The organism is Vreelandella venusta (assembly GCF_007989605.1).
In the GTDB taxonomy this organism is placed as follows: Bacteria; Pseudomonadota; Gammaproteobacteria; order Pseudomonadales; family Halomonadaceae; genus Vreelandella; species Vreelandella venusta.
On record NZ_BJUL01000038.1, the window covers coordinates 1 to 13,657 of the forward strand.

General features: G+C 46.4%; 11 protein-coding genes. 10 read left to right on the top strand and 1 reads right to left on the bottom strand.

Features of this window, described 5'->3' with window-relative positions; all coding sequences use genetic code 11:
• Positions 1-56: 56 nt before the first annotated feature.
• From benC to HVE01_RS19315, 3 genes are all read left to right on the top strand, one after another.
• Positions 57-1,082, top strand: a complete 1,026-nt coding sequence (gene benC / locus HVE01_RS19305; protein ID WP_146945433.1) for a benzoate 1,2-dioxygenase electron transfer component BenC — start codon at positions 57-59, stop codon at positions 1,080-1,082.
• Positions 1,079-1,864, top strand: a complete 786-nt coding sequence (gene benD, locus HVE01_RS19310) for a benzoate diol dehydrogenase BenD (RefSeq protein ID WP_198350440.1) — start codon at positions 1,079-1,081, stop codon at positions 1,862-1,864. The genes benC and benD overlap by 4 nt, the downstream gene beginning before the upstream one ends.
• Positions 1,865-1,940: 76 nt before the next feature.
• Positions 1,941-3,185 carry a benzoate/H(+) symporter BenE family transporter gene (locus HVE01_RS19315; protein ID WP_146945435.1) on the top strand — a complete coding sequence of 415 codons (1,245 nt, stop codon included), beginning with the start codon at positions 1,941-1,943 and terminating at the stop codon, positions 3,183-3,185.
• Between the two features lie 260 nt (positions 3,186-3,445).
• On the opposite strand, the gene HVE01_RS19320 is transcribed toward HVE01_RS19315, so the two are convergent.
• Positions 3,446-4,345 (bottom strand): LysR family transcriptional regulator, encoded by a 900-nt coding sequence (locus HVE01_RS19320; protein WP_146945436.1) that lies wholly within the window; start codon positions 4,343-4,345, stop codon positions 3,446-3,448.
• Positions 4,346-4,428: 83 nt separating this feature from the next.
• On the opposite strand from HVE01_RS19320, the gene mdlC reads away from it, so the two are divergent.
• The 7 genes from mdlC to HVE01_RS19355 all read left to right on the top strand — a co-directional run bounded on the left by mdlC (position 4,429) and on the right by HVE01_RS19355 (position 12,935).
• Entirely contained in the window at positions 4,429-6,054 is a 1,626-nt protein-coding gene (gene mdlC / locus HVE01_RS19325; RefSeq protein ID WP_146945437.1) for a benzoylformate decarboxylase, read from the top strand.
• Between the two features lie 2 nt (positions 6,055-6,056).
• Positions 6,057-7,193 carry an alpha-hydroxy-acid oxidizing protein gene (locus tag HVE01_RS19330; protein ID WP_146945438.1) on the top strand — a complete coding sequence of 379 codons (1,137 nt, stop codon included), beginning with the start codon at positions 6,057-6,059 and terminating at the stop codon, positions 7,191-7,193.
• A 26-nt stretch (positions 7,194-7,219) separates the two neighbouring features.
• Positions 7,220-8,371: a mandelate racemase/muconate lactonizing enzyme family protein gene (locus HVE01_RS19335; protein ID WP_146945439.1), complete on the top strand. Its 1,152-nt coding sequence runs from the start codon at positions 7,220-7,222 to the stop codon at positions 8,369-8,371.
• 56 nt (positions 8,372-8,427) lie between these two features.
• Positions 8,428-9,390, top strand: a complete 963-nt coding sequence (locus HVE01_RS19340; RefSeq protein WP_146945440.1) for a tripartite tricarboxylate transporter substrate binding protein — start codon at positions 8,428-8,430, stop codon at positions 9,388-9,390.
• Between the two features lie 69 nt (positions 9,391-9,459).
• Positions 9,460-9,936 carry a hypothetical protein gene (locus HVE01_RS19345; protein WP_146945441.1) on the top strand — a complete coding sequence of 159 codons (477 nt, stop codon included), beginning with the start codon at positions 9,460-9,462 and terminating at the stop codon, positions 9,934-9,936.
• Between the two features lie 20 nt (positions 9,937-9,956).
• Complete coding sequence (locus HVE01_RS19350; RefSeq protein WP_146945442.1) at positions 9,957-11,435, top strand: tripartite tricarboxylate transporter permease; 1,479 nt, start codon at positions 9,957-9,959, stop codon at positions 11,433-11,435.
• 36 nt (positions 11,436-11,471) lie between these two features.
• Positions 11,472-12,935 (top strand): benzaldehyde dehydrogenase, encoded by a 1,464-nt coding sequence (locus HVE01_RS19355; RefSeq protein ID WP_146945443.1) that lies wholly within the window; start codon positions 11,472-11,474, stop codon positions 12,933-12,935.
• Positions 12,936-13,657 lie beyond the last annotated feature (722 nt).

The window sequence follows — 13,657 nt, forward strand, 5'->3', positions numbered from 1 at the left end:
TCCATCAGGTCATTGACGTGTATCACGTGTGACCTGATAGGAGAGGAGAGTTAACCATGAGCTATACCATAGCCCTCAACTTCGAAGATGGTGTCACCCGCTTCATCGGCTGTAAAGAGGGAGAAACCGTTCTTGACGCCGCTTACCGGCAAAAAGTGAACCTGCCGATGGACTGCTCCGACGGCGTATGTGGTACCTGTAAAGGCCACTGCGAGCAGGGCGAATTCGATATGGGGGACGAATACCTGGAAGACGCGCTTTCTGATGAAGAAGCTGCAGAAGGCCAAGTGCTCACGTGTCAGATGGTGCCTTCTTCGGACTGCGTTATCCAAGTGCCCGTGGCCTCCACACTGTGTAAAACACAGGTAGGCAAGGTTGAAGGCAAGGTCATCGCGGTTGAGCAACTCTCTGAAGATAGCATTGAGCTAGCGGTTGAACTGGATGATGAGGAAGGCCTTGCCTTCTTACCGGGGCAATATATCCATATTGATGTGCCCGGTACAGAGGTACACCGCTCCTACTCCTTCAGCTCACAGCCGGGGGAGAAGCGCGCTACTTTCTTGATTCGTAACATTCCCAATGGGGTAATGAGCAGTTATCTAACTGAGCGTGCCGCAGTGGGCGAAAAGCTTATGCTGAGTGGGCCGCTGGGTAGCTTCTACTTGCGCGAAGTGACACGCCCGGTGTTGATGCTGGCTGGCGGTACGGGGTTGGCACCGTTCTTGTCTATGTTGGCGCAATTGGTTGAGAAAGGCTGTGACGCACCCATTCATATGATTTATGGCGTCAATAAAGACGATCACTTGGTCAAGACCGACGCCTTAGACGCCTTTGTTGAGAAACTGCCAAGCTTCAGCTACGCCACGGTGGTGGTTGATGAAGCCAGCGAGCATCCGCGTAAAGGGTATGTGACCCACCACATGGACGCTGCTGTCATGCATGACGGTGATGTGGACGTTTACCTGTGTGGCCCGCCTCCAATGGTTGATGCCGTGCTGAAATACTTTGACGCGGAAGGCATTGAGCCACAGAGCTTTCACTACGAGAAATTCACCCCCAATGAAGCAGGGAGTACATCATGACACACCGCTTTCAAGGCAAAGTGATGGTGATTACCGGTGCCGCTCAGGGAATTGGGCGGCGAGTTGCTGAGCGCGCAGCCGCGGAAGAGGCACGTTTAGTACTGGTAGATCGCAATGATTACATCCACGAAGTGGTGGCTGAAATCAGCCAGCAGGGGTGTGAAGTGATCGCGGTACAAGCGGATCTAGAGACCTATGAAGGTGCCGAGAAAGTGATTCAGGAGACGCTCTCTCACTTTGGCCGTATCGATATTCTAGTGAACAACGTAGGTGGTGCAATTAACTTTAAGCCGTTTACCGAGTTCACTGAAGCACAAGTTGTCGCAGAGATTAACCGCTCTTTAATGCCCACGCTTTGGTGCTGCCGCGCGGTACTGCCCACCATGGTAGCGCAGGGTAGCGGCGTGATCGTCAATGTTTCTTCCGTGGCGGCGCGGGGCATCCACCGAATCCCTTACTCGGCGGCCAAGGGGGGGGTCAATGCGCTGACCGAGTCACTGGCTTTTGAATACGCTGATGCTGGTATTCGCGTGGCTGCCGCTGCCATCGGTGGCACCGAAGCACCGCCGCGCCGGATTTCCCGCGGCACGCCCGAGCCTAGCAACGAGACCGAACGGGCATGGTTCCAGGCGCATATCGATCAGACCAAGCAGAGCTGCCTGATGAAACGCTACGGCACGCTTGACGAGATGGCCGCGCCGATTCTGTTCCTTGCTTCCGATGAGGCGAGCTACATCACCGGTAGCGTGCTGCCAGTGGGTGGGGGCGACCAGGGCTATTAGCGGGTTAAATAAGTCAATTCTAAAAAAGTGTTAACGATACTCTAAGCACAATAATCCCCTGGAGCAAAAGCAAACCGTGAAACATATTGAGAAAGGCGTCAGCCTAAGGCATGCGCCCCGCGATTTTCTGCGCGACTTCAATGCCGAAAACGCCAGTACTGGGCTAGTGGCGGGAATTTTAGGGCTTAGTGTTGGGGTGGTTCACATTAGCGCCGGTACCTCTGCCGGCCTCGATTCCTCCTTCATCATGATTTGGGTCATCAGTTACTTGATGATCAATGGCTTGTTTGGGCTTTTCATGCCCGCCTATTATCGCTTGCCGCTGCCAATGGCCAACTCTATTCCCGGCGCCTTAATGTTTGCAGCAGTCATTCCTGTGATAGGGCTGGAGGCCGCATTAGGCGCTAGCTTGATTGCTGGCCTCATTACCTTAATCGCAGGTGTGACTGGCGTGATGGGTATTGTGATGCGCTTGATACCGATGCCGATTGTGATGGGTATGGTGGGCGGCATGTTACTTAGCTTTGGTCTCAACATGGTGAAACCACTGGAAAGTGCCATTGTGCCAGCCTCCATCATGATCCTGGCCTTCTTCATCTCCGCACGGCTGTTTCGTAAAGTCCCACCGTTGGTTGTCGCGATGCTGGCAGGCATTCTTTATCTGATGGCAACGGGCGTTGACCTATCAGGCATTGAAGCAACCATACGTTTTCCTGAGTTCATCATCCCCGAGTTTACCTTTGGTGCTTTTCTTACCTATGGCTTACCACTCGCTATTATTCTGGTCGGCATGGAAACACCAGCAGGCGTTGGCTTAGTGAAGGGAATGGGCTACAAAGACGCCCCGGCTAACGCGATTACTGCTGTCGGTGGTTTAGGTACCATGGTGTCGTCATTCTTTAATCTACACAGTACGTGCATCGCGGCACCAATGACCGGCGTGTGCGCTTCGCCAGAAGCGGGAGCTCACGACAAACGTTGGGTCGCAGCGGTGATTGCTGGGGCTATCTTCGTAGTAGCCGCGCCATTCTACGGCTATGTCGTTAGCTTGCTGGAGGCAGCGCCGCGTTACTTCATTGCCATTATCGCTGGGCTGGCACTTATGCGGGTCATCAGCTCTTCGATGGTGATCGCTTTTTCAGGCAGGAGGCATGAGGTAGGCGCACTGTTTGCCTTTCTAATTGCCGCGTCGGGCATTCAAATTCTTGGTATTGGCGCCACGTTCTGGGCGTTAGTTCTGGGCGTGATTATTTCGATCATTTTTGAAACCAAAGACTTCGAGTTTATTTTTACCCGTGAGGTGGCCAGCACAGGCGGCTGAGACACTGCTCTGTTTATAGCACATTAACTATTAACCTCTTTGACTCGTGGCTGACTAGTCAGCGCGAGTTTTTTAATGCCTAAGGGTGAAAAGTAAGGGATAGAATTATAATTCTAAAGGGATGATGGTTAATTTAAAATTTTTGGTAGATGAGAACTGATTGGTACCAATTTTAACTTCCTCTACTATATGTTGAAAATATTTTGTGTGTTGTGTGTTGTGTGTTGTGTGTTGTGTGTTGTGTGTTGTGTGCTATTTTTTTATATGTTTGTGAGTGTTTGGTGGATTGTTTGAGTTAGCCATTGTTGGGCTGCAGTATCTTCAAGTTGATTTGCCCAATAAATTCCAACTTCAAATTTTGGGAGATCTAAGGGAATCTTCATAACTTTAGTATTTCCGTTTTTTGCAAACATTCCAGCGACCCTGCTAGGTAGGCAAACAATTACTTCACTGTCGGGTATAATGCTAGGCAAGACTGAAAAGTGTGGAATGGTAAGTGATACATGGCGAGAGATTTCCAATTTTTTTAGTATATCTTCAACAATTGAATGTCCTGTTGTTCGTGACACACTCACATGATGTTCGTTAAGAAACTGGCTAAGTGTGAGCTGTTTGCCGATTCGTGGATGTTGTGCGCAGACAAGACATGTGTAGAATTCTTCAAATATTGATAAAAAATCCACTTTACCTTTAAGGAAGGTCAAGTTTCCAACGGCTGCATCAATACGACCTTTAAGTAGCCAATCCTCAACTTGACTTACTTCCAAAGAGACCACTTCAATAGAAATATTAGGCGCTATCGCACGAAATTTTTTCATCAATATAGGTAGTAAGAAGACTTCGCCTAAGTCTGATAGTGCAATTCTAAATGTTCGTCTAGATAATAATGGGTCGAACTCACTCGTTGATGCAATTGCAAGTTCAATATTCATTAGAGAAGTTCGAAATGTTTCGTAAAGTTTATCTGCTGAAAAGGTGGGCTGCATTCCATCACGTGTCCGGTGAAACAAGGGGTCATTTAATAGTGAACGAAGCCGAGACAGTGAGTAGCTAACAGAAGGTTGTGTTAGATGAACCCTTTGGGCGGCACCGCTGACACTTCCCGTCTCATATATTGCCAAAAAAATCTTAATAAGATTTAAATCTGCTTTGGGATTCATCTGTTTTCCTGTCATATAGATATCATCTATATAAAGTAGCAAAAAGTATTTATTGGTTCAAATTTATAGTCAGTGATATGTTGATGGTAAATAAAATAAATGAGATTTATCTAGTGGGAAAACAATCATATAAAACTGTAAAAGATTCTGTATATCAAATGCTTAGAGAGCATGGGGTTAACAAGGTATTTGGTAACCCTGGGTCCAATGAACTTAATTTTCTTAAGGACTTTCCAGAAGACTTTGATTATATACTTTGCCTACATGAAGGCGTCGCAATAGGTATGGCTGAAGGGTATGCTCAGGCTACCGGTCTGCCAGGCTTCGTTAACTTGCATGCTGCAGCAGGTACTGGAAATGCAATGGGTGCTTTAAGCAACTCAGTGAATTCACATGCCCCGCTAGTGGTAACCGCTGGCCAGCAAGCGCGGACGATGGTGTATTCGGACCCATTGCTAAAAAATTCAAGTGCAGTCATGTTACCAATGCCATTGGTGAAGGATAGTTACGAGCCGCTTAGTGCCCAAGAAGTGCCACACGCCATTAGCCGTGCGCTGCACTTAGCAATGTCCCCTGCGAAGGGGCCTGTCTATGTTTCTATTCCCTATGATGACTGGGACCAACCAATTGCTCATGATGCATTGCATTTAGCAACGCGCAAAGTTACCCATTTTGGTGCGCCTTCCTTGGACGAGCTCAGACCATTACTTGGGGCACTTGCAAAAGCTTCTAACCCAGTGCTGGTGCTGGGGCCCGAAGTCGATGCATTACACTGCAACAGCAAAGCGGCGCTACTCGCCGATCAATTGCATGCACCGGTTTGGGTAGCGCCGTCGGCCCCCCGATGCCCCTTCCCGACTAACCATCACTGCTTCGCAGGTATTCTTCCTGCTGGTGAGGCAAGCCTTACAGAAAAACTGCATGGGCATGACCTGATTTTAGTGCTTGGCGGGCCGGTATTTCGTTATCACCAGAATGATCCGGGTACTCTTTTGCCGGAAAATGCGCAACTTTTCTTGGTGACTGGCGATGCCCAAGAGGCTGCTAGGGCACCTGTCGGTGATGCCATCGTCGCTAATGTGGATGCTGTTTTAACTTGTTTGATCGAGGGTATAACGGATCGGGCAGGCGATTGCCCTAATTTCCGCAAGCCTGTCCAGCGTGCTGAGATTGATCAAAGTCAACTTGACTCCAGTGCTATATTTGACATCGTCAATGCTATCGCACCGCGCAATACCGTCTATTTAAATGAAGCTACCTCCACGATCGCTACGTTATGGGAAAGGGTCGGTATGGAAGAGCCAGGCAGCTACTATTTCGCCGCTGCCGGCGGCCTTGGGTTTGCTATGCCAGCCGCACTAGGTGTAAAGCTGGCTGTCCCGGAGCGCCCCGTCGTGGCTTTTATAGGTGATGGTTCTGCTCACTACAGTATATCGTCATTATGGACAGCAGCACGTTATCAGATTCCTGTCATTTTTATCATTATTAATAATAGCGGCTATGGTGCTCTAAAGTGGTTTAGCCAACAATTCAAGATTCAAAATGTACCAGGCATTGAAATAGATGGCGTCGATTTTATTCAGCTATCTGAAGGCTACGGTATCGCAGCGCATAGGGTTTCTACTCGTGCAGAATTTTCCCATGTTTTTGATAATGCTATTGCTAGTAAGGTGCCTGTACTCATCGAAGCTACTATTGAGAGAATGTAAGGATGTCACGCTTAAATAAAATTTATAACATAAAAGGCATGCGAAAAGCGGCTCGGTCACGACTTCCTAAGATCGTCTTTGATTATCTCGAGGGTGGTGCAGAAGATGAACACGATCTAACTGAAAATAATACCAGCTATGATCGGTGGAAATTCAAGCCACGTCGCTTAGTTGACCTCACAGAGATTGATCCAACAACGGAAATTCTCGGTAGTCCGGCATCTTTTCCTGGTGTAGTCGCCCCGACAGGCCTGAATTCACTATTTTGGCCAAACGGTGATATAGCATTGGCTCGTGCTGCCACTCGTGTAGGTATTCCCTTTGTACTGTCAACTGCTTCAAGTGACTCGCTTGAAGCGGTCGCTGCGCAAGCTGAAGGAGAGCGCTGGTTCCAGCTCTATGTAATTGAGAAGACGCTAGCAACCAGTTTGGTGGAACGTGCAAAAAGCCTCGATTATAGCAAGCTAATTATTACGACAGACGTTGTGTTTAACGGTAAGCGCGAAAGGGACTTAAAGAATGGTTTTGGTTTACCTATGCGCTACAACTTAAAAACGATTTTTGATGGTGTCACCCACCCATCTTGGACGATGAATTATTTAAAGCACGGTACTCCTAAACTTGGCAACTTAGCCAATGAGGAGCTTTCTCCCGAGGCCCGGGCCGCTTTACTTAGTCGATCTATGGATGCCGGCTTTACCTGGGAAGATCTAGCGATAATCCGTGATTTGTGGCCTGGCCAAATCATTTTAAAGGGCATATTGCATCAGGCAGATATTGATAAATGTCGGCAATATGGCATTGATGGTGTTGTTCTTTCAAATCATGGTGGACGGCAGTTAGATGCAACGATGAGTCCTGTGGATGCACTTGCAAAAATAAGTTCAAGCAATTTTGAGGGGCATATTTTAGTGGATGGAGGGGTTCGCCGTGGAAGAGATATTGCCAAAGCTAAAGCTCTGGGGGCTTCGTCAGTACTAATTGGACGTGCTGTTCTTTACGGACTCGCTGTGGCAGGCGAGGAAGGAGCTTTTAAAGCGCTGACTATCCTCAAGGAAGAGTTTGAGGGATATATGAAGCAATTGGGCTGCTCCACAGTGAATCAGCTAACCAGTGATTTAGTTGAGCACGTCTCTTAATAATAAACAGTAGGAGTATTTAATTTATGAAAATTGTAGATGTTAAAGCGACAGCTGTTAATGTACCGGCAGAGTTTACCTCCTGTGGAGAAACTAAAAAAGCCACACTCGGCATTTGCGTGGTGGAGGTAACCACGGATGATGGTCTGGTTGGCGTGGGTATGACGGCTATTACGGAAGAAGAAGTCATCGCGTTTACCATCAACAATATTATTGCACCCGCAATAAACGGTGACGATCCCCTTTGTACAGATAGAGTCTGGAATAAATTATATTGGTTGCTGACGCCGCGCGGCCAATCAGGCTATGCCTGCCACGCGATAGCAGCTGTGGACATTGCGCTATGGGATATCAAGGGTCAAGCGCTACGCCAACCAATCTGGAAGCTATTAGGAGGAGCCCGCGACAAAGTCATCACCTACGCGACCATCGGTTTCGACTTCTTTGACAACGATCAATTGGCGGAGGTGGCAAAAAATTGGCAGGCCAAGGGGTTTAATAAATTTAAGATGGTTGTGGGCCACAATGCACTTAAACGTCGCGATGAGCCCAGGCCAATATTAGAAGCCATTCGTAGCGATATTAGCCGAGTCCAGACCCTCAGGGAAACGATAGGCGAAGAAGCTGAAATTTTCATTGATGCCAACTGTAACCTTGACCCTTATCATGCCGCTTGGCTAGCTGAACGGGTTGAAGAGTACAATATTTCTTTCTTTGAAGAGCCTTTAATCGGTAATGACCCTCAGCAGCTAAACCAGTTGCGCTCTCGAACTCGCATTCCACTAGCAGGTGGCCAGAATGAAGGGCAGTCATCAAAGTTCAAGCAGCTGCTGCTCAACGACTCTCTGGATATTCTGCAGCCTAATGTAGCCATTAGTGGGGGCTATACACAGTGCGCCAAGATTGCGGGCATGGCAGAAGCGTTTAACACCGGGATAGACAATGGGGGGGCATGGCCCTTCCATAATCTTCATTTACACGCTGGCGTAAGAAACGGTGGGATGGTCGAGTACCATATTTTCGCCGTCCAATGCCTGGAACAAATTTTCACTGGTTTACCAAAGCCAGAGAACGGTTTCTTACATGCTCCCAGTGAGTCAGGTCTTGGCTTTACATTAAAGCAAGATGCATTAAAAGAGCTGGCCAAGATGCCGACTTCACGCGGAATGGGAAAGTAATTACTAAGTGTTAGCTCACACCTGGATAATAATTCAATAATAATAGGAAAATAGTTATGAAACCTCTGATGGCAGCTCTCTTAACAACGGTAGCGATAACAAGCGCCTCTACAGGACTCGCAGCGGAAAGTTATCCAACCCAACCGATTCGGCTGATTGTTCCTTTTGGCGCGGGTGGTGGGACGGATGGTTTGGCACGTGCTATTCAGTTATTTGCTAATAACAACAATCTGATCCCAGAGCCCATTGTGGTTGTGAATGCTCCTGGGGCGGGTGGCGCTGTAGGTACGCGACAGTTGTTAGCAGCGGACCCTGACGGCTACACCATTTTGCAAATACACCAAGAAATGTTCGCTGCATCCGCTATTGAACGTGTCAATTACACGCCAGACGATTTTGAACCCATCATACAAGTCAGCGAAGCTTGTATGTTTGTTGCGGTTAATGAGGACTCTCCCTATACCAATCTAGATGAGATGTTCAGTGATATTAACGAAAATTCTGGCAACTTCCGTCAGGCTGACGATATTGGTGGAGCTACTCACTTTCCTTCCGCTCAGCTGATGAATGCAGCTGGTGTTCAGTGGCCGATTGTTCCTGTCGGAGCTACGTCAGCTAGATTTACCTCATTGCAAGGTGGTTTTACACAGATGGCATTGCTCTCTCCTTTATGGTTAGAGCGGGCGACGGGAAAAGTACGGCCCCTGGCGGTATTAGGGGATGAGCGTTATGAATTTGCGCCTGATTTGCCAACGGCAAAAGAACAGGGTTATGACGTAACAGCTTGCTTAAATCGACGTTACTGGGCACCTGCTGGTACCCCACAAGAACATATTGACGTATTGGCGGATACCATCGAAGCAGCAGCTAACAGCGAAGAAGTGCATCAATATCTAGCAGAGTCCGGCGAAGTATTGAAAATCGTCAGGGGGGAAGAGCTGCGTGACCTTGTCGATAAAGAATATGCTTCATTTGTTGAAGTTGCCGATACGGTAAAAGGTAGTTTATCTAATAACTAGTCATAAGTTAAAAGAGGAAGTAAGCATGTTCCTGCTTCCTCTTTATGGCCCAACTCCTTGGAGAGCCCAATGATAACTATATTCAGGCTCAGATATGAAGTTAGTTTTTTAGTTCTGTCATTGATAATTGGTGTATCAGTTTTTATCAGTGCAAGTGGGCTTCCGGATCCTATATACGAGCCTATGGGGTCCGCCGCTTTCCCAAGTGGTATAGCCTCCATTACTATTTTTCTAGTCGTCTTAAAGATATTCCGAATTTTTTTAGACAAAAATACATTAATAAAAGGTAGAGGAGATGATGGTGAAGGTCAGCTGAGTTTTTTAAAATCTTTTTTAATGCTGCTTATTTTTATCGTTTTTTTAGTTTTGGTTTGTGTTTTTAATGTGAGATTCTGGATCAGTGCTTTTATGTTCATGCTATCAGCAATGGCTTTTCTTAAAAGACCTAATGGTTGGGTAGAATTTGCTATTCAGTGTATTTCTTTAATAGCATTCTCACTCGCTCTGGATTATGTCGTAAATGATATCTTGTATTTTAATTTTTGATTTTTTAATAGGCGATAATTATGATTGGCGCATATCTTGAGGTCTTTTCACTATCGGGAACGATGTGGGTGCTGCTCGGAACCGTGGTGGGAATATTAATCGGCTCAGTACCAGGATTATCCGGTGCTATGGTGATTGCACTGGCTCTACCTATGACTTATTACATGCAAGCAACAGATGCTCTTATACTGTTGGTTGCAATGTACATTGGCTCAACAACCGGTGGCTTAATTAGTGCCACATTGATGAGAATGCCAGGCACTGAGTCTGCCATTATGACAACGTTAGATGGTTTTCCCATGGCGCAACGAGGGGAGCCAGCGCGTGCTCTAGGCCTTGGTGTTATCGCTTCTTTTATAGGCGGTATGTTCGCATGGCTGGTGTTAACTACGTTATCGCCATTGCTTTCGACTTTGGCAGTTCGATTCGGTCCCTATGAAATTTTTTCCATGGCAGTAGTAGCTCTTACTCTTATCTCTGCTATTTCTAAAGGAAGTTTCATAAACGGGCTTCTTGCAGCGGTACTTGGTGCTCTGTTTGCACTACCGGGTATTGATCCTATTTCAGGTTCGCTAAGGCTAACATTTGACATCGCAGAGTTGGACAATGGCTTTAATTTATTGCCTGTTATGTTGGGGCTTTTAGTACTAGGTCAAGTGATGATCGATAGCGGTAAGAAAAGTGAAAGTGTTATTCAGAAGGCAAGTGTTTCTAATAAGGTAACCTTTAGTGCTAAAGAATTTAAAGAAAATTTTTGGAATTTTTTTAGATCTTCCATTATTGGCACTTGGATTGGTATTCTTCCTGGCATTGGGGGGACAACGGCCTCAATTGCTTCCTATTCCGTAGCTAAAGGGTTGTCAAAAAATTCCTCAAAGTTTGGCAGTGGTTGCAGTGAAGGTATCGTCGCTGCTGAATCTGCTAATAATGCCGGAACTGTAGGGTCATTGGTGCCTCTGATTACCTTGGGAATACCTGGTTCAGTTGTGACCGCAATTCTTCTAGGGGCAATGGTAATGCATAATCTGAACCCAGGCCCACTCTTGTTTGTTCAGAGTCCGGGGGTCGCTTATACCATCATCGCAGGCGTTCTATCAGCTAATCTCATCATGTTGGTGGTTATGTGGTTTGCTACTCCATTGATTGCTCGGATGATGTATGTTGATAAAGCTTGGCTGTTACCGCCTATAATTATTTTCTGCTTTATCGGCGCTTACTCAGTGTCTGGCCGGCTTTTTGACGTAATAACGATGTGTGGATTTGCCTGTTTAGGTTACATTCTGGTGCGTGCAAAAGTTCCACTTGGCCCATTTATCATTGCCTTTATTTTGACCCCAATGGCAGAGGAGAGTTTACGCAGTGGGCTAGTTGTATATGGCAGTAGCTATTTACCTTTGCTGACGCGACCAATACCACTATTTTTTATCGTTGTCTCCATTATCACAGCGGTATGGGCGGTTTGGTCTGAAATAGGTCAAGCTCGAAAAGCAAAAATCTAATTGATTGCTCAGAAATATTTAGAAGGAAAAATTACAATGAGTAAGTTCTTTTGCGCAGAAAAGCTCAGCAACAAGATTTACCTAAATGGTTGGCTTGACTCCACAGAAGGAAGCAGTGACGTTGTTGAACCAGCAACAGGCAATGTTTTAGCTAAGATCGTGCTAGATAGTGGTGATGACATCCGTTCAGCCGTTACGGAAGCAAAGAAACAACAACCTCATTGGGCTAGCCTGCCTTTCGATCAGCGGGGCAAAATTTTACGCCGAGCAGCTGAGTTGATTATTCAGCACAAAGATACATTTATTGAGTGGAATATTCGAGAGTGCGGCTCTATTGTAGCTAAAGCGGAAGCTGAACTTTATGCGACCCATGAACAATTGAATATGGCGGCTGCCATGACGATGCAGCCTGATGGTGTTACCTTACCCTCAACTATTCCTGGTCGGCGCAACACATGTCGACGTGTCCCATTGGGTGTTGTTGGTGTTATCACTCCTTGGAATTTTCCACTGCTGCTGGCCATGCGTTCGGTAGCGCCTGCGCTAGCAGTGGGCAATAGCGTTGTCTTAAAACCGGACCCTCAAAGTGCGGTAACGGGAGGTCTTTTGATCGCTAGGCTTTTCGAAGAAGCCGGACTGCCTCCTGGCGTACTGCAAGTCATTCCTGGCGGCGCGAAGGCCGGGGAAGCGTTAGTAGAACATCCATTAACTGCTATGATTTCCTTTACTGGCTCCACAAATATAGGAAAAAAGATAGGCAAAACGTGCGGAGAATTGCTCAAAAAGTCCGCCTTGGAACTGGGGGGAAACAATGCATTTATCGTGCTTGATGATGCTGATATCGAGGCGGCATCATCCCATGGCGCTTGGGGGGCCTATCTCCATCAGGGCCAAATATGTATGCAGGCGGGTAGGCACTTTGTCCACGAAAGTGTTGCAGAAGAGTATGTCAGCCGTTTAGCCGAGCGTGCCGAGCGTCTTAGGGTAGCAGATCCATATCTTGGAGATTCGGATATTGGCCCGTTAATTAACGCTAGCCAGCTTGAAAAAATTAATAAGATCATCGCTGAATCTATAGATGCAGGCGCTAAGCTAGTTACTGGTGGTCATAGTCATGGTCAGTTTTATCGGCCTACCGTGCTAAGTAATATTCGTATTGATATGCCTGCTTTCCAGCAGGAGTTATTTGGCCCAGTGGCACCGGTGATAACTTTCTCTAATGAGGATGAACTAGTTGAGATGATAGCAGCTTCATCTTACGGTTTAGCCGCTGCCATTCATTCTCGCTCCATAGGTAGAGCCATGAAACTTGCAGACAGAGTGCCTGCAGGCATGATTCATATTAATGATCAAACCGTTAATAATGAGTTTCATGTTCCTTTCGGCGGCTTCGGAGATTCAGGTAATTCTGGACGGTTCGGTGGACCTTCTAACCTTGAGGAGTTCACGCAGTCTCAATGGGTTAGCGTTATGGATACTCCAGTGATCTACCCTTTCTAGAGACTCGCTGCTACTGAAAATAGCCACAAATTCTGAAGAGGATATTTGTGGCTTTATCTCTTGAATTAATAATATTTAATTTAAAGATGTTGAATAGGTTGTCAAGCTCAACAACATATTCGATTTAGTGGGGTGTTTTTGCTTAATGGATTCGTAAGGTAGTCAGATGTCCTCGCTATTGCCTATTTTTATCAATTCTCTTTATCCATGAGATAGCCAATAAGAGAGGGTGAGCATTAGTAATGCCAGAAATTTGTAAAAGTTGTTCTCTTTGGCTCGACCTTTTTTCTCTCCTCACCTCCTCCTTTTATCCTTTTGTCGCAAGTTGAAAACAGTGGTTACTTCCATAGAGATGAACGCGTGACCGTTATGGCCAAGAAAATTCTTGATATCGACCTAACGGGCAAAAGGAAAATATGTTCTAACGACGGTTGTCAGTATGTCAATTTATTTTTTTATTAAATGTCATTTTAAAACATGTATTTACAAGGTTTGTAGTTTGATGGTTAGAGCTTCGAATAAAAAACCTCACATCCTCTGAGATACCTACGAAGTATGGAAAGGTACTCAAACGATATTGGTCCCGTGGGTGTGGCCTGAACGATATTGATGGCGTACACAACAACTGTCGTCTTTAAGCCCTAGATAGACCTTTCCTCATCGTCCTCTTGAATGTACTAACGCTATCGCCAGGCTCCAAGACAACAAAAAACCAACGATAG

Coding starts and splice junctions, on each gene's coding strand:
- benC (WP_146945433.1), top strand. CDS start 57: ATGAGCTATACCATAGCCCTCAACTTCGAAGATGGTGTCACCCGCTTC.
- benD (WP_198350440.1), top strand. CDS start 1,079: ATGACACACCGCTTTCAAGGCAAAGTGATGGTGATTACCGGTGCCGCT.
- HVE01_RS19320 (WP_146945436.1), bottom strand. CDS start 4,345: ATGAATCCCAAAGCAGATTTAAATCTTATTAAGATTTTTTTGGCAATA.
- mdlC (WP_146945437.1), top strand. CDS start 4,429: ATGGTAAATAAAATAAATGAGATTTATCTAGTGGGAAAACAATCATAT.
- HVE01_RS19330 (WP_146945438.1), top strand. CDS start 6,057: ATGTCACGCTTAAATAAAATTTATAACATAAAAGGCATGCGAAAAGCG.
- HVE01_RS19335 (WP_146945439.1), top strand. CDS start 7,220: ATGAAAATTGTAGATGTTAAAGCGACAGCTGTTAATGTACCGGCAGAG.
- HVE01_RS19340 (WP_146945440.1), top strand. CDS start 8,428: ATGAAACCTCTGATGGCAGCTCTCTTAACAACGGTAGCGATAACAAGC.
- HVE01_RS19345 (WP_146945441.1), top strand. CDS start 9,460: ATGATAACTATATTCAGGCTCAGATATGAAGTTAGTTTTTTAGTTCTG.
- HVE01_RS19350 (WP_146945442.1), top strand. CDS start 9,957: ATGATTGGCGCATATCTTGAGGTCTTTTCACTATCGGGAACGATGTGG.
- HVE01_RS19355 (WP_146945443.1), top strand. CDS start 11,472: ATGAGTAAGTTCTTTTGCGCAGAAAAGCTCAGCAACAAGATTTACCTA.